Annotated in this window: 18 protein-coding genes; 15 read left to right on the top strand and 3 right to left on the bottom strand. The window is 69.1% G+C overall.

Annotated elements, in window-relative coordinates:
- Positions 1 to 36 precede the first annotated feature (36 nt).
- Entirely contained in the window at positions 37 to 765 is a 729-nt protein-coding gene (locus tag ACQP1O_RS25780; RefSeq protein WP_433561037.1) for a TetR/AcrR family transcriptional regulator, read from the top strand.
- Positions 766 to 913: 148 nt separating this feature from the next.
- On the opposite strand, the gene ACQP1O_RS25775 is transcribed toward ACQP1O_RS25780, so the two are convergent.
- The gene (locus ACQP1O_RS25775; RefSeq protein WP_433561036.1) at positions 914 to 2,134 is read right to left on the bottom strand and encodes a DUF418 domain-containing protein; all 1,221 of its coding nucleotides are present in this window, start codon (positions 2,132 to 2,134) and stop codon (positions 914 to 916) included.
- Positions 2,135 to 2,266: 132 nt separating this feature from the next.
- On the opposite strand from ACQP1O_RS25775, the gene dop reads away from it, so the two are divergent.
- The 13 genes from dop to ACQP1O_RS25710 all read left to right on the top strand — a co-directional run bounded on the left by dop (position 2,267) and on the right by ACQP1O_RS25710 (position 16,245).
- Positions 2,267 to 3,766, top strand: a complete 1,500-nt coding sequence (dop, locus tag ACQP1O_RS25770) for a depupylase/deamidase Dop (RefSeq protein ID WP_433561035.1) — start codon at positions 2,267 to 2,269, stop codon at positions 3,764 to 3,766.
- Positions 3,767 to 3,959: 193 nt separating this feature from the next.
- On the top strand, positions 3,960 to 4,154 hold the full coding sequence (locus ACQP1O_RS25765) for a ubiquitin-like protein Pup (RefSeq protein ID WP_033089305.1): 195 nt from the start codon (positions 3,960 to 3,962) through the stop codon (positions 4,152 to 4,154).
- Positions 4,151 to 5,011 (top strand): proteasome subunit beta, encoded by an 861-nt coding sequence (gene prcB, locus ACQP1O_RS25760; RefSeq protein ID WP_354832170.1) that lies wholly within the window; start codon positions 4,151 to 4,153, stop codon positions 5,009 to 5,011. The genes ACQP1O_RS25765 and prcB overlap by 4 nt, the downstream gene beginning before the upstream one ends.
- Positions 5,008 to 5,778 (top strand): proteasome subunit alpha, encoded by a 771-nt coding sequence (gene prcA, locus ACQP1O_RS25755; RefSeq protein WP_433561034.1) that lies wholly within the window; start codon positions 5,008 to 5,010, stop codon positions 5,776 to 5,778. The genes prcB and prcA overlap by 4 nt, the downstream gene beginning before the upstream one ends.
- Before the next feature lie 202 nt (positions 5,779 to 5,980).
- Positions 5,981 to 7,339 (top strand): Pup--protein ligase, encoded by a 1,359-nt coding sequence (gene pafA, locus ACQP1O_RS25750; protein WP_433561033.1) that lies wholly within the window; start codon positions 5,981 to 5,983, stop codon positions 7,337 to 7,339.
- Positions 7,340 to 7,565: 226 nt separating this feature from the next.
- Positions 7,566 to 8,558 (top strand): helix-turn-helix transcriptional regulator, encoded by a 993-nt coding sequence (locus ACQP1O_RS25745; RefSeq protein WP_433561032.1) that lies wholly within the window; start codon positions 7,566 to 7,568, stop codon positions 8,556 to 8,558.
- Positions 8,555 to 9,658: a helix-turn-helix transcriptional regulator gene (locus tag ACQP1O_RS25740; RefSeq protein WP_433561031.1), complete on the top strand. Its 1,104-nt coding sequence runs from the start codon at positions 8,555 to 8,557 to the stop codon at positions 9,656 to 9,658. The genes ACQP1O_RS25745 and ACQP1O_RS25740 overlap by 4 nt, the downstream gene beginning before the upstream one ends.
- Positions 9,655 to 10,686, top strand: coding sequence for a 2-dehydropantoate 2-reductase (locus ACQP1O_RS25735; protein WP_433561030.1), 1,032 nt, complete (start codon positions 9,655 to 9,657; stop codon positions 10,684 to 10,686). Before ACQP1O_RS25740 ends, ACQP1O_RS25735 begins: the two co-directional genes overlap by 4 nt.
- A 65-nt stretch (positions 10,687 to 10,751) precedes the next feature.
- Positions 10,752 to 11,021 carry a Sec-independent protein translocase subunit TatA gene (gene tatA, locus ACQP1O_RS25730; protein WP_354832182.1) on the top strand — a complete coding sequence of 90 codons (270 nt, stop codon included), beginning with the start codon at positions 10,752 to 10,754 and terminating at the stop codon, positions 11,019 to 11,021.
- Positions 11,022 to 11,155: 134 nt separating this feature from the next.
- Positions 11,156 to 12,130, top strand: a complete 975-nt coding sequence (gene tatC, locus ACQP1O_RS25725; RefSeq protein WP_433561029.1) for a twin-arginine translocase subunit TatC — start codon at positions 11,156 to 11,158, stop codon at positions 12,128 to 12,130.
- A 3-nt stretch (positions 12,131 to 12,133) separates the two neighbouring features.
- A complete protein-coding gene (locus ACQP1O_RS25720; RefSeq protein ID WP_433561028.1) occupies positions 12,134 to 14,830 on the top strand; it encodes a DEAD/DEAH box helicase in 2,697 nt (898 codons plus the stop codon).
- Between the two features lie 112 nt (positions 14,831 to 14,942).
- A complete protein-coding gene (locus ACQP1O_RS25715) occupies positions 14,943 to 15,680 on the top strand; it encodes a DUF4333 domain-containing protein (RefSeq protein WP_433561027.1) in 738 nt (245 codons plus the stop codon).
- 157 nt (positions 15,681 to 15,837) lie between these two features.
- The gene (locus ACQP1O_RS25710) at positions 15,838 to 16,245 is read left to right on the top strand and encodes a hypothetical protein (RefSeq protein WP_433561026.1); all 408 of its coding nucleotides are present in this window, start codon (positions 15,838 to 15,840) and stop codon (positions 16,243 to 16,245) included.
- Here the strand turns inward: ACQP1O_RS25710 and ACQP1O_RS25705 are convergent, their stop codons facing one another.
- Positions 16,246 to 17,214 carry a 5'-3' exonuclease gene (locus ACQP1O_RS25705; protein WP_433561025.1) on the bottom strand — a complete coding sequence of 323 codons (969 nt, stop codon included), beginning with the start codon at positions 17,212 to 17,214 and terminating at the stop codon, positions 16,246 to 16,248. It abuts the gene before it with no gap.
- 284 nt (positions 17,215 to 17,498) lie between these two features.
- On the opposite strand from ACQP1O_RS25705, the gene ACQP1O_RS25700 reads away from it, so the two are divergent.
- Entirely contained in the window at positions 17,499 to 18,626 is a 1,128-nt protein-coding gene (locus tag ACQP1O_RS25700; RefSeq protein WP_433561024.1) for a M24 family metallopeptidase, read from the top strand.
- Between the two features lie 198 nt (positions 18,627 to 18,824).
- On the opposite strand, the gene ACQP1O_RS25695 is transcribed toward ACQP1O_RS25700, so the two are convergent.
- The gene (locus ACQP1O_RS25695) at positions 18,825 to 20,012 is read right to left on the bottom strand and encodes a serine hydrolase domain-containing protein (protein ID WP_433561023.1); all 1,188 of its coding nucleotides are present in this window, start codon (positions 20,010 to 20,012) and stop codon (positions 18,825 to 18,827) included.
- Positions 20,013 to 20,021: the final 9 nt, after the last annotated feature.

The following is a 20,021-nucleotide window of genomic DNA, read 5'->3' as shown; positions in this document are numbered from 1 at the left end:
GTCTCGGTCAACGGTGAGGTGAGTATCGTGAGGCCCGTGACCGGCACCCGACGCAGACCCGCGCAGCCCTCCCTCCGGGACCGAGAGCGTGCGGCCGACGGTCGCAGCACCCGCTGGAACGGCCACAAGGCCCAGCGCCGCGCCGACATGCTCGATGCCGCGCTGGCCGTCATCGAGGAGAACGGCACCGAGATCTCGGTCCAGCAGATCGCCGACCGCCTGCAGGTCCCGCGCCCGGTCGTCTACCGGCACTTCGACGGCCGCGCCGACCTCGACGACGCCATCCGACGCCACATCCTGGAATCCCTGACCGCCGAACTGCTGCCGCGCCTGCACCCCGACGGCACCGTCCGCGACCTGGTGCGCGGCGCGGTCGGCAGCTACGTCGGCTGGGTCGAACGCCACCCGGAACTGCACCGCTTCCTGGCCGCCGGCGACCCGCACGGCGAGGCCTCGACCGCCCTGGCCGGCGCCCGCGACCGCATCGGCGGCCGGCTCGCCGACCTGTTCGCCGACGCCCTCGAGCGCTTCGGCATCGACCGGAATCGCGCCCGCCCCATGGCCTTCGGCACCGTCGGCTTCGTCGACGGCGTGGTCAACAGCTGGCGCGCCGCCCCCACCCTGTCCTCCGAGCAAGTCGAGGGCATCCTCACCGAATCGGTCCTGGCGCTGCTCGAGGGCAATGCCCGCAGCCTGGACGTCCCGCTCGCCCGCGACACCGTGGTGAGCGAACTGCTGTCCCGCGCGGCCGCGCGGGTGGTGTAGCCGGCACCAGCCCTTCTCGCAGGTCATCGGTCAGGCGACCACCTCACTCGACCCGATGTGCGGCAATGGCGGGACCGCCGGGTCGGGTCCGTGAATGTCACCTCCGCCTCGCCCGCCTCCGCGAGGGCTCGGAACGGCCTCCGAGTGATCAGCGGCTCCCGCGCCCGGTGAGCGCACGGTAGCTGCGGTTCCACAGCCACTCGACCGGCCCGCGGTCGAAACGGCGCAGCCAGACGTGGGCGAACACCAGCATGAGCGCGCAGACCAGCACATAGATCCCGGCGGTGAACGGCACCCGCGCATTCGCCGACACCAGGCTCGCCAGCCCTAGACCCCACCCGTAGCACAGGAATCCCGACACCAGGTTCTGAACGATATAGCAGCTCAACGCCATTCGGCCCACCTCGGAGAAGCGGCGCGCGACGAAGCCGGGGTCCGGGCGGTGCGCGTAGCACTTCGCGACCAGGGCCAGGATGCCGAGCGAGACCAATGGTGCGGTGCCGTAGCGGGTCACCAGGATGAGGTCGCCGCCGGCCAGACCCAGGATCAGATCGACCGGTGCGGCGACCGCGAACCCGATCACCATGAGACGCTTGCGGATTCGCGTGCCCTCGGGCCGGAACACCCCCGCCCGGAACAGCCGCGCGCCCACCAGGAACAGACCGATCGACATCGGGAAGATGAAGATCGGCTCCAGCCGGAACAGCAGCGCGTGATCCCAGCGGAAGGCCACCAGATCCCAGAACGACCCGTCCGCATACGGATTCGGGTCCAGCGGCCGGTGCCCGCCGCCGCCCCCGGGACCCAGCACGATCGCCACGGCGATCAGCGACAGCATGGTGAGATGGATGCCCGCCGCCGCGATCAGCCAGCGCCGTTGCGCCTTCGGGCTCGTCGCCAGGATGAACGCGACCACCAGCCCGGTGACCGCGTACCCCATCAGCACGTCGAACTCGGCGACGAAGAAGAAGTTGACCAGCCCGTCGAGCAGCAGCAGCCCGGCACGGACCGGATATCCGCCAGGCCAGGCCCGGCCGCCGCGCACCGCCGATCGCTGCTGGATAGCCAGCCCGATGCCGAACATGATGGTCAGCAATCCCAGGAACTTCCCCTGCGCCAGCTGCTGCAGTAACCGCTCGGTCCACAACCAGACTCCATGCGGTTCGTCACTGCGCGCGATATAGCCGACCAGCCCTTCCGCATTGGTGAAGATCCAGATATTGGTGCCCAGCGTCCCCAGGATGGCGATGCCGCGCAGCACGTCCAGCGCCGCCAGCCGCCCCGAACGCGGCTGCGCGGAAACGGGATTCGGGTCCTCGGCGGGGGTGGGCGCGAGCGCCGGGCGCGGGGCGGAAGCCGAATCGACCATGCCGGTCATTGTGCCGTCGCCCCGGTTCGGCGCGGATCGCCCGGGAGAACGACCTCGACTACGACCAGCGAATGACCCCAACCCGGACAGTCCACCCGCGTCCGGGCGTGCCTTTCGCCTAGGCTCGATCGCATGCAGCGCATCATCGGAATCGAGGTCGAGTACGGCATTTCGACGCCTACCGAGCCGTCGGCCAACCCGATTCTCACGTCCACCCAGGCGGTGCTCGCCTACGCCGCGGCCGAGGGCGTGCCGCGCGCCAAGCGCACACGCTGGGACTATGAGGTGGAATCGCCGTTGCGCGACGCGCGCGGTTTCGATCTCGGCCGGCTCAACGGGCCCGCGCCGGTGATCGACGCCGACGAGGTCGGCGCGGCGAATATGATCCTCACCAACGGAGCCCGCCTCTACGTCGACCACGCCCATCCGGAGTACTCCGCTCCCGAGGTCACCGACCCGCTGGACGCGGTCATCTGGGACAAGGCCGGTGAGCGGGTCATGGAGGCCGCCGCACGCTTCGCCTCCAGCGTCCCCGGCGCCCCGCGCATGCAGCTGTACAAGAACAACGTCGACGGCAAGGGCGCCTCCTACGGCACCCACGAGAACTACCTCATGAGCCGCGAGACCCCGTTCAACCAGATCATCCTGGGCCTGACCCCGTTCTTCGCGTCCCGCCAGGTGATCTGCGGCTCCGGCCGGGTCGGTATCGGCCAGTCGGGTGACCAGCCCGGTTTCCAGCTGTCGCAGCGCGCGGACTACATCGAGGTCGAGGTCGGCCTGGAGACCACCCTCAAGCGCGGCATCATCAACACCCGCGACGAACCGCACGCGGACGCCGACAAGTACCGCCGCCTGCACGTCATCATCGGCGACGCCAACCTCGCCGAATGGTCCACCTACCTCAAGGTCGGCACCACCGCCCTGGTGCTGGACCTGATCGAGGCCGGCGAGGACCTCTCGGATCTGCAGCTGGCCCGCCCGGTCACCGCCGTGCACACCATCAGCCACGACCCGACTCTGCGTGCCACCGTTGCGCTTTCGGACGGCCGCGAACTGACCGGCCTTGCGCTGCAACGCATCTACCTCGACCGGGTCGAGAAGTTCATGGACCGCACCGGAAACGACGACGAGCGCACCAAGGACGTCATCGAGAAGTGGGCCCACGTGCTGGACCTGCTCGAGCGTGACCCCCTCGAAACCGCAGACCTGCTCGACTGGACGGCCAAACTGCGCCTGCTCGAGGGCATGCGCAACCGCGAGGGCCTGTCCTGGGCCGCCCCCAAGCTGCACCTGGTCGACCTGCAGTACTCGGATGTGCGCCTGGACAAGGGCCTCTACAACCGCCTGGTGGCCCGCGGCTCCATGCAGCGCCTGGTGAGCGAGCAGGAGGTCACCGACGCCATGACCAACCCGCCCACCGATACCCGCGCCTACTTCCGCGGCGAGTGCCTGCGCCGCTTCGGCGCGGATATCGCGGCCGCGAGCTGGGATTCGGTCATCTTCGACCTGGGCGGCGACTCCCTGGTCCGCATCCCCACCCTGGAGCCCCGCCGCGGCACCAAGTCCCACGTGGGCAAACTCCTGGACGGCGTGCACACCGCCTCGGAACTGGTCCAGCAGCTGACCCACTAGGCCACGCGATAGGGGTACGGGAACTGAATCCCGTACCCCCTTTTTCGTGTCCGTGACATGGCGGCGGGGAGATCGCGGCAACAGCACAATGACGCTTAATCCGGCATGTTGTCCCCGCTGGTGGGTAGTGTTGGGGGACGAGCATCGGATCTTCTCCGGTGCTCGCCGATGATCACAGAGGAGGTCGGCTGCTATGGCACAAGAGCAGACCAAGCGCGCCGGTGGCGGCGACGAGGACGAGGGCCCGGTCGGCGACGGCGGGGCGGGACAGGAGCGCCGCGAGAAGCTGGCGGAGGAAACCGACGACCTGCTCGACGAGATCGACGACGTGCTCGAGGAGAACGCGGAGGACTTCGTCCGCGCATACGTGCAGAAGGGCGGCCAGTGACCCAAGGTGACCCCCTGCGGCTCCAGTTGGGGTTCGCCCAATCCTCTTTCTCCGAGTACCTGCGTTTGCACGCTCCGGAATTGTTGCCCGGCAACGGAATACGACCAGACGGCACGCACCCCAATCCGGGCGTGCCGTCGGACATTGCGCCACATGGCACCACCATCGTCGCGGTCAGCTACCGCGGCGGTGTGCTGATCGCGGGCGATCGCCGGGCCACCCAGGGCAACCTGCTGGCCAGCCGTGACATCGAGAAGGTGTATATCACCGACACCTACTCCGCGGCCGGCATCGCCGGCACCGCGGGCATGGCGATCGAGATGATCCGCCTGTTCGCGGTGGAACTCGAGTACTACGAGAAGATCGAGGGCGTGCCCCTCACCTTCGACGGCAAGTCCAACAAGCTGTCGAAGATGGTGCGCGACAACCTCCCCGCGGCCCTGCAGGGTCTCGCGGTGGTGCCGCTGCTGGTCGGCTTCGACCCGGACGCGCAGGACCCGGACAAGTCCGGGCGCATCGTGTCCTACGACGTGGTCGGCGGCCGCAGCGAAGAGCGCTTCGGGTACACCGCGGTGGGGTCGGGTTCTCTGTTCGCCAAGTCGTCGCTGAAGAAGACCTACGCGCGCGGGATCGATCAGGACCGGGCGCTGCGGATCGCGATCGAATCGCTCTTCGACGCCGCTGACGACGACACCGCCACCGGCGGGCCCGACACGATGCGCAACATCTACCCGACCGCGATCGTGATCGACGCCGAGGGCTCCGAGGAAGTGACCGAGGAGCGCCTGAAGGAGATCACCCGGGCGATGGTGGAGGAGCGGGCCGCGCTGGCGGCAGAGGGGATCGGCGAAGCATGACACTGCCGTATTACGCGTCGGCCGAACAGATCATGCGCGACAAGACCGAACTTGCGCGCAAGGGCATCGCACGGGGCCGCAGTGTCGTGGTGCTGGTGTACGACAAGGGCGTGGTGTTCGTGGCCGAGAACCCCTCGGCCACCCTCCACAAGATCAGTGAACTCTACGACCGGGTCGCGTTCGCCGCGGTCGGCAAGTACAACGAGTTCGAGGCGCTGCGCCGCGGGGGCATCCTGCAGGCGGATCTGCGCGGCTACCAGTTCGACCGCCGCGATGTCACCGGCCGCTTCCTGGCCAACCTCTACGCGCAGAGCCTCGGCACCATCTTCACCGACCAGCTCAAGCCCTACGAGGTGGAGATCTGCGTCGCGGAGGTGGGCTATCCGGAGCAGTCCTCGAACTCGGTGCTCTACCGCATCAACTTCGACGGATCCATCGTCGACGAGCGGGAGTTCGTGGTGATGGGTGGCAACACCGATCCCATCACCACCGCCCTCAAGGCTTCGTACCAGCCGGGCATGGATCTGCATTCGGCCATCTCCACGGCGGTGGCCGCGCTGCAGAAGGCCGTCCCCGAGGGCGACAAGGACAAGCAGCGCACCCTGGGGTCCGCCTCGCTCGAGGTGGCAACCCTGGAGCAGTCCCGGCCGCGGCGGGCGTTCCGTCGCATCCAGGGCGCGGCGCTGCAGGAGTTGGTGACCGGCAAGGCGCCGAACGCGAACGCGGCGGCCGAGGCCGAGAAGCCGTCGAGCGGGGACCCGTCGTAGGGCCCGCGCCGGCGTAGGCAAATCCCGCTATTCGGGATAAGGCTCCTTTGCACTCTCAATAGCAGAGTGCAAAGGAGCCTTGCTTTTTCGCAGGGTAGAGCGCGTGCCGCGTTGCATCCCGTGCTAAATCGTTGTGAATACGTTTGCATCAGCTGTCCGACAAGCCCGTTACCGGCGACAACTCCGCTGTAATGTCGATAGGGTGCAGCGACGAATCATGGGGATCGAGACCGAATTCGGGGTGACGTGCACGTTCCACGGTCACCGTCGGTTGAGTCCTGACGAGGTGGCCCGGTATCTCTTCCGCCGGGTAGTTTCCTGGGGCCGTAGCTCGAACGTGTTCCTTCGTAATGGTGCCCGGCTCTACCTCGATGTCGGTTCCCATCCGGAGTACGCCACGGCCGAATGTGACAGCCTGGTGCAGTTGGTCACCCACGACCGCGCCGGCGAGCGGGTCCTGGAGGATCTGCTCATAGACGCCGAGCAGCGGCTCGCGGAGGAGGGTATCGGCGGCGATATCTACCTGTTCAAGAACAACACCGACTCGGCGGGCAACTCCTACGGCTGCCACGAGAACTTCCTCGTGGTCCGCGCCGGCGAATTCTCCCGGATCTCGGATGTGCTGCTGCCGTTCCTGGTTACCCGCCAGCTGATCTGCGGTGCGGGCAAGGTGCTCCAGACGCCGAAGGCGGCCACCTTCTGCCTGTCGCAGCGGGCCGAGCACATCTGGGAGGGCGTCTCCTCGGCGACCACCCGTTCCCGGCCGATCATCAACACCCGCGACGAGCCGCACGCCGATGCCGAGAAGTACCGGCGCCTGCACGTGATCGTGGGCGACTCGAACATGGCCGAGACCACCACCATGCTCAAGGTGGGCACGGCCTCGCTGGTGCTCGAGATGATCGAGGCGGGTGTCGCGTTCCGAGACTTCGCTCTGGACAACCCGATTCGCGCCATCCGCGAGGTGTCGCACGATCTGACCGGCCGTCGCCCGGTGCGGCTGGCCGGTGGCCGGCAGGCCTCGGCGCTCGACATCCAGCGTGAGTACTACGCCCGCGCCGTCGAGCACCTGCGCAACCGCGACCGCGACCCGCAGGTCGACGCCGTGGTGGATCTGTGGGGCCGCACCCTGGATGCCATCGAGGCGCAGGACTTCGCCAAGGTGGACACCGAGATCGACTGGATCATCAAGCGCAAGCTGTTCCAGCGCTACCAGGACCGCTACAACATGGAGCTGTCCGATCCCAAGATCGCCCAGCTGGATCTGGCCTACCACGACATCAAGCGCGGCCGCGGCGTCTTCGACCTGCTCGCCCGCAAGGGTCTGGCCAAGCGGATCACCGAGGACGAGGCGGTCGACGCGGCGGTGACCACGCCGCCGCAGACCACCCGCGCCAAGCTGCGCGGCGATTTCATCACCGCCGCTCAGGAGGCGGGCCGCGACTTCACCGTCGACTGGGTCCACCTCAAGCTCAACGATCAGGCCCAGCGCACGGTGCTCTGCAAGGACCCGTTCCGCTCGGTCGACGAGCGCGTGGATCGCCTCATCGCCTCGATGTGAGCTGTTTCGCCTGATCACGGGCCGCGAACACTCGGGAAACTCCGATTTCGGAGGTACACCCGAAGGTTCGCGGCCCGTCTCGTTCCGGACCGAGCGGAGCGGGGGAGCGGAGGAGCGCAGGGAAGGAAGAACGAGACCCGCACGGCTCCGCCTCCCCGCGCCTGCCCGCGAACCGCGCCGGAGCGCAGCGGAGGCAAATCGAAGACAGTCCATTACTCTCTATCGGGTGGCGATATCCAAGGTCGAGCGGTTGATGAATCTGGTTATCGCGCTGCTGTCCACCCGGCAGTTCCTGACCGCGGAGCGCATCCGGGAGTCGGTCGCCGGGTACGAGGAGTCCGCGAGCGACGAGGCGTTCAGCCGGATGTTCGAGCGCGACAAGAACGAGCTGCGCGATCTGGGCATACCCCTGGAAATCGGTCCGGTGAGCCGGTATTCGGGTGTCGAGGGCTACCGCATCAACCGGGACGCGTACGAACTACCCGATATCGATCTGACCAGCGAGGAGTCCGCCGCGGTCGCGGTGGCGGTGCAGCTGTGGGAGTCCCCGGAGCTGGCCGCGGCCGCCGAGGGCGGATTGCTCAAGCTGCGCGCGGCCGGGATCCACGTGGAGCCCGACGCCGGGGTGTCGGCGGTGCCCGCGGTCCCGGCCCGCACTCGCGGCTCGGAACCGGTGCTCGGCAAACTGCTCGCGGCCATCGACGCCGGACGGGCGGTGACGTTCAAACACCGGCAGTCCCACGGGGATCCGGTGGAACGGGACGTGCAGCCCTGGGGTGTGGTCACCCACCACGGCCGCTGGTATCTGGTCGCGCACGACAATGTCCGTGACGCACAGCGCGTGTTCCGCATCTCCCGCATCGACGAGGACGTCACCGAGTACGGCCCGGCCAATGCCGTGCACAAGCCCGAGGACCTGGACCTGCGGGCCGTGGTCGCCGAGGTCACCGCGCAGACCCCGATCAGCGGCTCGGCCACGGTGTGGGTGGCCGAGGGCCGGGGGCAGGAGATCCGCCGGCTCGGACCGGTCATGGAGGAGCGCGCGCTCGGCGGACGGGCCGGGTCGATCGTGGAGGTGCCCATCCGATCCCGCGACTGGCTGGCCCGGCTCATCACCGGACTCGGCGCGGACGCCCTCGTACTCGCCCCGGACGACCTGCGCGAGAATGTGATCGCGCGCCTGAAGTCGGTGCTGGAGCGGACGGAGGTGTCGGCATGAACGAGGCTGCGTCGCGGAAACGTCGGGGAGACAATGTGATCGACGCCGGCAGCGCGCGCCGGGGCGGAACCGGTGACGGCGCACGGGCTTCCGATGGTGCGAAGGACCGGCGGGGGAGCGCGGCGGCCAGCACCAGCCGGCTCTCGACCCGGCTGGCCCGGCTGCTCAACATGATTCCGTACTTCCAGGCCAATCCGGGCATCAGTGCGGCGGAGGCGGCGGCCGAACTCGGCGTGTCCTCCAAGCAGCTGATGACCGACCTCAACCAGCTGTGGATGTGCGGCCTGCCCGGGTACGGTCCGGGCGATCTCATCGACCTGTCGTTCTCCGAGGAGAGCATCGAGGTCACCTTCTCCGCGGGCATCGACCGCCCGCTGCGGCTCACCTCCCTGGAGGCGACCGCGCTGCTGGTGGCGCTGCGCTCCATCGCGGACCTGCCCGGCATGGTGGACCCGAGCGCGGCGCACGCCGCCATCGCGAAGATCGAATCCGCCATCACCGGACAGGAATTCGCCGGACCGCCGCTCCCCGTGCCGGTCGAGGCCCCCGCCGTGGCGACCGTCCGGTCCGCGCTGGAGCGGGATCACGCGCTGTGCCTGGTCTATTACTCGGCGAGCCGTGATGTGGTCTCCGAGCGCATCGTGGACCCGATCCGAATCGTGCTGGTGGACAACAACAGCTATCTGCAGGCGTGGTGCCGGCAGGCCGAGGGCGTGCGCCTGTTCCGCCTCGACCGCATCGAGGAGGCCACCGAGCTCGACGAGCCCGCCCGCCCGCCCGCCGAGGCGGCCGCGGACGAGACCGCCGCCCTCGACCTGTTCGTCGACGATCCCGCGGTCCCGCTGGCGCGCTTGCTGATCCGCCCCGACTACGCCTGGGTGCTCGAGCAGTACCCGATGCACCGGGTCACCGCCCACCCGGACGGCAGCGTCGAGGCCACCATGCGCTTCGCCACCCTGGACTGGATGGCGCGGCTGCTGCTCGGCTTCGGCGCCGGCGTCACCGTGCTCGGCCCGGCCGAACTGGTGACCGCGGTGCGCGAGCGGTCCAGCTCGGCGCTGGCCGCCTACGCCGGGCTCGAGGGGGTCGGTCGCGCTTGAGTTTCCGTGTGACGGTGCTGGGGGCGGGCAGTATCGGCTGCTACGTCGGCGGCCGGCTCGCCGCGGCCGGGGCCGAGGTCACCTTCGTCGGACGACCGCGCGTGGTGGAGGAACTGCGCACCTTCGGGCTGCGGCTCACCGATCTGGACGGAAATGACGCGCGGGTCGAACCGGATGCCTTCCGCGCGGTCACCGAGCCCGCGGGTGACGCCGATCTGGTGCTGATCACCGTGAAATCCGCCGCCACCGCCACCGCCGCCGCCGAACTGGCCGGCCTGGTGCGGCCCGGCACGGTGGTGATCAGCCTGCAGAACGGCATCGGCAACGACGCGGTCATCCGCGAGCTCCTGCCCACCTGTGTGGTGCTGGCCGGGATGGTCATGTTCAATGTCGTTCATCACGGTCAGGGCCGCTTCCACCGTGGCACCGCGGGCACGGTCGACGTCGCCGACGACCCGGTGCTCAACCGGTTCGGCCCGGTCTTCGCCAAGTCGGGTCTGGGCTTCGAACGGCATGCCGACCTGCTGCCCATCCAGTGGGCGAAGCTGCTGCTCAACCTCAACAACCCCATCAATGCGCTGTCGGGCCGCCCGCTGCGCGAGGAGCTCGGTGCCCGCGACTACCGCCGCTGCCTGGCGCTGGCCCAGCGGGAGGCCCTGGACGTCATGGCGGCGGCCCGTATCCGCCCGGCCCGGCTCACGCCGCTGCCGCCGGAGCTGATGGCCCGGCTGCTGACCGTGCCCGATGGTGTCTTCCGTCGAGTTGCCGGAAAGGTGCTGGCAGTCGATCCGGTGGCCCGCTCGTCCATGGCCGACGACCTGGCCGCCGGGCGCAAAACCGAAATCCCTTGGCTGTGCGGTGAAATCGTGAGCCTCGGCACCATGGTAGGAATACCCACGCCGGTGAACCAGAAGCTGATAGAACTCGTGTCAGCTGCGGAGAACGGCGACCGGCGCACCTGGTCGGGCCCGGAATTGCTGGAACAGCTCACCGACGCCGCGCGTGACGGCGTGGCGAACAAGGGTTGACAACAAGCTTCGCGATATGCGGGTCCGGTAGCATCGGACTCACCAGAGTCTTTGGAGGTAATGGAATGACAGGCGCCATCAGCCCGTGGCACTTGCTGATCGTCGTGCTGATCTTCTTGCTGTTCTTCGGTTCGAAGCGCATGCCCGACGCGGCCCGCAGCCTGGGTCGCTCGATGCGCATCTTCAAGACCGAGGTCAGCCAGATGCAGAACGAGGGCAAGACGGGCGAGGCCGCTCCCGAGGCCCAGGCCCAGCCGGTGCAGCCGCCGGCCCAGCTGCCGCCCGCCCAGCCGGTGCAGCCCACGCCGCAGCCGAACGACCAGCAGAAGGCCTGAGGCCACGATCAGCCGGGATGAGCGCCGCTCATCCCGGATGAGGCGTTGTCCGGGTCCGGTTTCTCCGGATCTTCAGGGGCGTGCAGTCGCGCCCGCGTCTTCTTTGGCCGCAAGGCGGAGGCAGTCACACACATATGCGCATCCCGTTCGATCCCCGGCGCAGCAAGCGCCGCACGAACCCCGACGGCACCATGTCCTTGGTGGAGCACCTCTCGGAGCTCCGCAGGCGCTTGCTCATCGCGCTGGCGTGGGTCGCGATCGGCACCCTGTTCGGGTTCTTCTGGTACTCGCATTCGATCTTCGGGATCGAAAGTCTCGGTGAGATCCTGCGCGGTCCCTACTGTGATCTGCCCGCCTCCTCGCGGGCCAATCTGAGCACCGACGGCGCCTGCCGATTGCTGGCGACCGCGCCCTTCGAGCAGTTCACGCTGCGCCTGAAGGTCGGCACCACCGCGGGTGTGGTGGTGGCCAGCCCGTTCTGGCTGTATCAGCTGTGGGCGTTCATCACGCCCGGCCTGTACGCCAAGGAACGCAAGTACGCGATCTCGTTCGTGGCGGCGGGCGCGGCCCTGTTCGTCACCGGTGCGGTGCTGGCGTACTGGGTGGTCGCCCACGCGCTCAGCTTCCTGATGACCGTCGGCAACAATGTGCAGATCACCGCGCTGAGCGGTGCGCAGTACTTCAGCTTCATCATCAAGCTGCTGGTGATCTTCGGTGTCAGCTTCGAAACCCCTTTGCTCATCGTGGGTTTGAACTTCCTCGGGGTGCTGACCTATCAACGCCTCACCAAGTGGCGGCGCGGACTGATCTTCGGCCTGTTCGTGTTCGCGGCCATCGTGACCCCGCAGGACCCGATCTCCATGCTGGCGCTGGCGCTCGCGCTGACGCTGCTGTTCGAGATCGCGGTGCAGTTCGCGCGCCTCAACGACAAGCGCCGGGCCCGCAATGCGGAGGCCTGGGACAAGCTGGCCGACGACGAGGCGTCCCCGCTGGACACCGCGCCCGGCGGTGTCGATGCCCCGACTCCGGTGCCGACCGCGGAACCGGTGGCCGCCGCACCACTCGAGAAAACAACGCGAGGCGTGTCGGATTACTCCGATACTCTCTGAAAAGTGACATCAAGGTCGCTTACTGGCGAACTGGCGGCATTCGCCGCCGAACTGAAATTCGAGCTCGATCCGTTCCAGCGGCAGTCGTGTGAGGCGCTCGAGGGCGGGCACAGTGTGCTCGTCTGCGCGCCCACCGGCGCCGGCAAAACCGTGGTCGGCGAGTTCGCGGTGCATCTGGCACTGGCCGCGGGCGGGAAGTGTTTCTACACCACGCCCATCAAGGCGCTCTCGAACCAGAAGTTCGCCGATCTCACCGAACGCTATGGTCGCGACGAGGTCGGCTTGCTGACCGGCGACCAGTCCATCAACCCCGACGCCTCGGTGGTGGTGATGACCACCGAGGTGCTGCGCAACATGCTGTACGCGGGTTCCGATGCGCTGCGCGGGCTTTCGTACGTCGTCATGGACGAGGTGCACTACCTGGCCGACCGCTTCCGCGGCGCGGTGTGGGAGGAGGTCATCCTGCACCTGCCGCCGGAGGTGCGCCTGGTCAGCCTGTCCGCGACGGTCTCCAATGCCGAGGAGTTCGGTGCGTGGATGGAGACCGTGCGCGGCGACACCGCGGTGATCGTGGACGAGACCCGGCCGGTGCCGCTGTGGCAGCACGTCATGGTCGGCAGGCGCATGTTCGACCTGTTCGACCCGAAGTCCAGCGACGCCAAGGTGATCGTGGACGGGGACCTGCAGCGCTACATCAAGCACCGCGAAGCCGTTGACCGGATGGACAATTGGGCGGTGCCGGGGCGCGGTCGCGGCGGGCCGCGGCGCTCGTTCCGGCCCATGCCGCGGCCGGAGGTGATCGCCCGGCTCGATGACGAGGGGCTGCTGCCGGCGATCACGTTCATCTTCAGCCGCGCCGGATGCGATGGGGCACTGGCACAGTGCGTGCGCTCGCGGCTGGATCTCTCGCGCGAGGACGATCGCGAGGAGATCGACGCCATCATCGAGAAGCACACCGGGGACCTGCCGCGCAGTGACCTCGAGGTGCTCGGGTACTGGGAGTGGCGCGAGGCGCTGCACCGCGGTTTCGCCGCGCACCACGCGGGCATGCTGCCCGCCTTCCGGCACACGGTCGAGGAACTGTTCGTGCGCGGGCTGGTGCGGGCCGTGTTCGCCACCGAGACGCTGGCTCTCGGCATCAATATGCCGGCGCGGACCGTGGTGCTCGAGCGGCTGGTGAAGTTCAACGGCGAGAGCCACGCCGAGCTGACGCCGGGAGAGTACACGCAGCTCACCGGGCGGGCCGGGCGGCGCGGGATCGATGTCGAGGGCCACGCGGTGGTGCTGTGGCAGCCGGAGGTGGACACCAGCGCGGTGGCGGGTCTGGCCTCGACGCGGACCTATCCGCTGCGGTCGTCGTTCCGGCCGGGCTACAACATGTCGATCAATCTGGTCGATCGCATGGGCGCGGTGGAGTCGCGGGCGCTGCTGGAGCGGTCCTTCGCCCAGTTCCAGGCCGACCGGTCGGTCGTGGGCCTGGTGCGGGGCATCGAACGCAACGAGGCCCAGCTCCGCAAGCTGCGCTCGCAGCTCGGCGACGAGAGCTTCTTCGAATACATCCAGCTGCGCGAACGCGTCCGGGACCGGGAGCGGCACCTGGAACGGCAGGGCCGCACCGACCGGCGACAGGCCGCGGTGTCCGCGCTCACCGCACTGCGGCGCGGGGACGTGGTGGCGATTCCGTCCGGACGGCGCCAGGGTCTGGCCGTGATCCTGGAACCCGATGCGACACCGGGTGATCCGCGCCCGCTGGTGCTCACCGAGGACAAGTGGGCGGGCCGGGTCTCGGCCGCCGACTTCCCGACCCCGGCCGAATCGCTGGGCCGGCTGCGGCTGCCCAAGCACGTCGACCATCGCACCGCGCGGGTGCGCCGTGATCTGGCGTCCGCGCTGCGCAGCACCGGCATCACCGCGCCCCGGCGCGGGCGACAGGGCGGCGGCAAGTCCAGGGCCGCCGACGACCGCGATCTGCAGACCCTGCGGCGGGCATTGCGCAATCATCCGGCGCACTCGCGCCCGGATCGGGAACAGCTGGCGCGTATCGGCGAACGCTACAACCGGGTCGAGCGCGAGACCGAGCACCTGCGCCAGCAGGTGGCGGCCACGACCAACTCCCTGGCACGCACCTTCGACCGCATCCTCGGGCTGCTCGAGGAGCGCGGCTACGTCGAGCACGGCGAGGTCACCCAGGACGGCCGCCGGCTGGCCCGCATCTATGCCGAGGCGGATCTGGTTGTGGCGGAAAGCCTTCGGCAGGGACTGTGGCGCGGGCTCGGCCCGGCCGAGCTGGCCGCGGTGGTGTCCATCCTGGTGTACGAATCCCGGCAGGAGGGCGGTTACCTGGGCGCTTCGGGCCCGACCGCGCCGATTCGCCGGGCCGTGGACGCCACTATCGGGGTGTGGTCGCAGTTGCGCGCCGACGAGTCCCGGCACCGGGTACAGCCCACCCGGGAACCCGACCTCGGTTTCGTCACGGGTGTCTACACCTGGGCCCGCGGCGACGATCTCGCCGATGCGTTGCTCGCCAGCGGCGATCGCGGAAACCCGCTCTCCGCGGGCGATTTCGTGCGCTGGTGCCGCCAGGTCATCGATCTGCTGGACCAGATTCACAGCACCGCCGACGACATCGAGGTGGCCGCCACTGCGAGCAAGGCGGTGCGGGCCATCCGCCGGGGTGTCGTAGCCGTGGACGCGGCGTAGTAGATACGACTGTGCTTTGATTCTTGGATGTACCGACCGCAGCGGGACCACGAGCGTGTTCCTGCTCGGGGGGCTAGCGTGAGTACAACGGATTGCTATTGGAGGCAAGCAGATGAGCGGCCCGTACGGACCGAATGACGCCCCTGGTCAAGGGGGAGGCAACGATCCGACGCAGCAGTGGGGCGGTCAGCAGCCCGCGCCCGGCGCCGGACCGACTCAGCAGTGGGGTGGCCAGCAGCCCGCGCAGCCGACCACGCAGTGGGGCGACCCGTCGCAACAGCAGCAGCCGGCCCAGCAGTGGGGGCAGAGCCAGCCGCAGCAACCCGTGCAGCAGCCGTGGGGGCAGTCGCAGCCGCAGCAGCCGGTGCAGCAGCCGTGGGGGCAGAGCCAGCCGCAGTGGCAGCAGCCGCAGGGCGACCAGCAGTGGGGGCAGGCGCAGCCGCAGTGGCCGCAGCAGGGTCAGCCCGGACAGCCGGGCCAGCCGGACTGGAACCAGCAGGCGGGCCAGCAGTGGCCGCAGCCGCAGCAGCCCGCCGGCAAGAAGAAGACCGGTCTGGTCATCGGGATCGTGGTCGCCGTCGTGGTGGTGCTGGCCGCGGCCGGCGGTGGTCTGGCCTGGCTGCTGAGCAAGGACCAGTTGGACAACAAGGCCGTGCAGTCCGGGGTGCAGAAGGTGCTCAAGGACTCCTACGGCATCGACGACGTCCAGGACGTGAGCTGCCCGTCGGGTCAGAAGGTCGAGGTCGACAAGACCTTCGACTGCACCCTCAAGGTGGGTGGGGAGAGCAAGAAGGTGACCATCAAGATCACCAAGGATGACGGCACCTACGAGGTCGGCCGTCCCAGCTGATTTTTTTTTTGGGCGGGGGAGAAACTGGGCAATTGTGTTGGGCCCGGGCGTGATCGGAGGATCGCGGCCGGGCCTTCGCGTTTGCCAGGGGTTGGCCAATCGTCGCTGACGAGTACAGTGGGCCGAAATCTTCTCGTTGATCGTGATCGGGGGAAAGATGAATTCGACTGTTCGTATCGTGGGCTGGACCGCGACCGTGGTGGCGGTGGCGAGCGCCGGGCTGGCGTCCGCGCCGTTCGCGGGCGCCAGGGCAGCGGCTCCCGTTGTCAACGACTGCATTACCAACAACGCCGATGTGCAGCCTGCCGGCATGGTGCTGGCGTGTGGCGATGGCGGGCTCAGCGTCCGCGACATCACCTGGAGCAGTTGGGGTCCCGACACCGCAGAGGGCGACGGCACCGAGTACCGGCGCGTGTGCCAGCCGAGCTGCGCCGCGGGGAAGACCGCCACCGGCACCACCCACATCACCCTGCGCAATCCGCAGGACGGCTATTTCACCGAGGCCGCGATCACCGATCTCGACGGCAAGCCCGAGACCTGGCCCGTGGGCCCGCTACGGCACTGATCAGCGCTTGGCCATGGCGGTGATGAGCCGCTTGACCGGGTTCTCGGCGTTGTAGGCGGCGGCCAGTTCCGCGAGGCGATCCGGGTCCACCGGAGTGACGGGCAGCAGGTCCGGACCCGAGTGTGCGACGTCGGCATCCCGGACGACCCGGACGACGGGAGCCGCAGCCTTCAGATAGTCGTCGGCGGCAACGAGTTTCGCGCGCACACCCTTGGCGAGATCGGAGTCCGGGTCGGCGGCCGCGGCGCGCAGGGCCTCCACCGAGCCGAAACGGGAGATGAGCTGGGCGGCGGACTTGTCGCCGATGCCCGCGACGCCGGGCAGGCCGTCGGAGGCGTCGCCGCGCAGGGTGGCCATATCGGCGTAGGCGGGGCCCGCATTCTCTTCCGGCACACCGTATTTGGCGGATACCTCGGCGGGTCCCCAGAGCTCCGCCCTGGCCAGGCCGCGGCCGACGTAGAAGACGCGCACCGGGGGTGTCGGGGTGTCGCGGACCAGCTGTAGCAGGTCCCGATCGCCGCTGACGACGATCACCTCGTCGGTGCCTTCCCGGGTGGCCAGGGTGCCGATCACATCATCGGCCTCCAGGCCCTCGGCCCCGGCGGTCGCGATGCCGGCGGCCTCGAGCACCTCCATGATCATGTCGACCTGCGGGGTGAGGGTGTCCGGTACTTCCTCGGCCACGACCCCGGCGACCGGCTCGCCCGCATCCTCGGCCACCCGATGAGCCTTGTACGACGGCAGCAGATCCACCCGGAACTGCGGCCGCCAGTCCAGATCCAGGCACACCACCAACCGGCTCGGTGCATGCTGCTTGACCAGCGCGGCGACCATGTCGGTGAACCCGCGCAGCGCATTGACCGGCCGCCCGTCGGGCGCGGTGATCTTCTCCGGGATCGCATAGAACGCCCGGAACCACAAACTGGCCCCATCGAGCAGCAGCAGCGGACCGGCGGCAGGGGTGCTCATAGCGCTCGACCCTACCGGGACCGGCCGACAGGTCCGCGCAGCGCGGCGAAGGAGTCGAGCGCAGTGGAATTCATATGGCCCGTGCCGCCGGGGGATTTGCTCATCGGACTCGGCGTACTGGAGTGCTGGTGCGGCCGGAACAGCGTCGCATACGCGAGAGGGTCGAAACATACTGGGCCGCAGCGGGGTCGGGGTTGGGTTCCGGTGGTGGCACCGAGTGGTGGGGGTGCGAAGTTCGTCGGTGGCTGGAGGGTGGCGGGGGTTGGGGAGTAGCGTCGGTGGGCATGAGCTCTCATGACGAGTCACGGTTCGCGGCGGAGGTCTACGGGACGCGGTTGGAGCGGGCGGCGCGGTTGGCGCGCACTGCGCATCTGGACGCGCTGCTCATTACACCGGGTCCTGACCTGCGGTTCCTGATGGGGTCGCGGGCGCAGTCCTTCGAGCGGCTGACGTGCCTGGTGATCCCGGCCAGCGGGGAGACGCCCTCGGTGGTGATCCCGAAGCTGGAGCTGGCCTCGCTGAAGGGATCGGCGGCCAGTGAGCTGGGGTTGCAGATCGTGGACTGGGTGGACGGGGTGGACCCGTATCGCATTGTCCGGAACGTGCTCAATGCCGGTGCGCGGGTGGCGGTCACCGATGTCATGCCCGCCCTGCACCTGCTGCCCATCGCCGATCAGCTTGGCTCGCTACCGGTTTCGGCCACCCCGTTGCTGCGCGAGTTGCGAATGGTGAAGGACCCCAGCGAGATCGAGGCCCTGCGCCGGGCCGGCGCGGCCATCGACCGGGTGCACGCCCGCATGTCCGAGTTCCTGCGTCCCGGCCGCACCGAGGCCGAGGTGGGTGCGGATATCGCGGCCGCCATTGTCGAGGAGGGCCACACCGAGGCCGACTTCGTCATCGTGGGCAGCGGCCCGCACGGCGCGGACCCGCACCATATGGTGTCGGACCGGGTGGTCGAGCCGGGTGACGTGGTGGTGATCGATATCGGTGGTCCGGTCGAGCCCGGCTACTTCTCCGATTCCACCCGCACCTACGTGCTGGGCGAGCCGAGCGAGGAGGTGGCCGCCCAGTTCGCCGAACTGGAACGCGCCCAGGCCGCCGCGGTGGCCGCCGTGCGCCCGGGCGTCACCGCCGAATCCGTCGACGCCGCCGCCCGCGATGTGCTGGCCGCGGCCGATCTGGCCGACTACTTCGTGCACCGCACCGGCCACGGCATCGGACTGTCGGTGCACGAGGAGCCCTACATCGTGTCCGGCAACGACCTGGTCCTCGCACCGGGCATGGCCTTCAGCATCGAGCCGGGCATCTACTTCCCGGGGGTCTGGGGCGCGCGTATCGAGGACATCGTGATCGTCACCGAGGACGGCTGCGAGTCGATGAACAACCGCCCTCACGGACTGACCCGCCTATAGCGCCCGGCCGCCTACGGCCTACGCGGATACGACGGCCCGGGCCCGCGAGGCCGCCGCCCTCACTCGGACACGCCGTGAGCTCCGGCTCGCGGCCTCGGTGATCGACGGCAATTCCCGGAGGCCGGGGATTCGTTCCTGGCGGCCGCACTGTTTGTGCGCAGCCTGTGACCTCCGGCCAGCAGCCTCGGTGACCAACGGTCAATCCCGGGGTTCGCGGATTCCTCCGCCGGTGGCCTGCGCATCGAAAGTGGCTGCGTAACGCCAGAAGTCGCGCATGGTCGTATCGGGGGTCGGGCTGTCGACGCCGACCTGGGTGAGCAGGATGGTGACGGTGCCGGTGGCCGGGATGATGTGGGCGCAGGTGCCGGTGCCGCCGACCCAGCCGTAGCGGCCCGGTACGTTCCACGGTTCCAGCCGGGCGATGTCGACCGTGCCGCCGCAGCCCCAGCCCTGGCCCTCCAGGAACAGATCGCCGTGGGCGCGCTGGGCGGGGGTGGTGTGGTCGGTGGTCATGAGGCGGACGGCATTGGCGGACAGCAGTTTCCGGCCCTGCGGGGTGACGCCGTCGGCGAGCAGCAGGCGCGCGAAGCGGAGCCAGTCGCCGGCGGTGCCCGCGAGGCCGCCGTGACCGAGCGGAAAGGCCGGTGGCGTGCTCCACTGGCCGTCGGGGGCGTCGGCCAGCTCGAGGCCGGTGTCGCCGCGGCGGTAGTAGCTGGTGAAGCGGTCGCGGTCGGCGGCGGGGACGGTGAAACCGGTGTCCCGCATACCGAGTGGTTCGAACAGCCGCTCGGCGAGGAAGTCGGGGAAGGTCCGGCCGGAGGCGCGGGCGACGAGCGCACCCTGCAGGACCGAGCAGGTGTCGTAGAGCCACGCGGTGCCCGGCTGGGCCAGCATGGGCAGCGCGGCCAGTTCGGCCAGCCACTCGTCCATCGCCGGGTAGCTCTGCGGTTCCCGGCCGTCGCGCTGCACAGGGAACAGCGCCTGAACGGCGGGCAGCTCGAAATCGGAGGCCCAGCCGTAGCCCGCCCGGGAGGTGAGCAGGTCGAAGACGGTGATCGGGCGATGGGCGGGCACCACCTCGTCGAGGGGACTGCCGGGGGTGCGGACCACGCGCGGGTGGGTGAGTTCGGGCAGCCACGGGGCGATGGGGTCGTGCAACCCGATCACCCCGTCCTCGACGAGCATCAGCACGGCCGCGGCGGTCAGCGGCTTGGTGATCGATGCCCAGCGGAAGAGCGAATCCGCGGCCATCGGGACCGTGCCGCCCGCGTGGGCCAGGCCGACGGCGACGGTCTCCACCTGGTCGCCACGTGCGATCAGGCCGACCGCACCGGGCACACCGCCGTCGTCGACGTGTGCCTGCAACACTTCCCGGAGCGTGGACATGGCTCTCCC

This window comes from Nocardia sp. CA-151230, assembly GCF_050942175.1.
GTDB lineage: Bacteria > Actinomycetota > Actinomycetes > Mycobacteriales > Mycobacteriaceae > Nocardia.
Note: the sequence above shows the minus strand (reverse complement) of the source record. Positions and strands in the feature narration are given on the sequence as shown.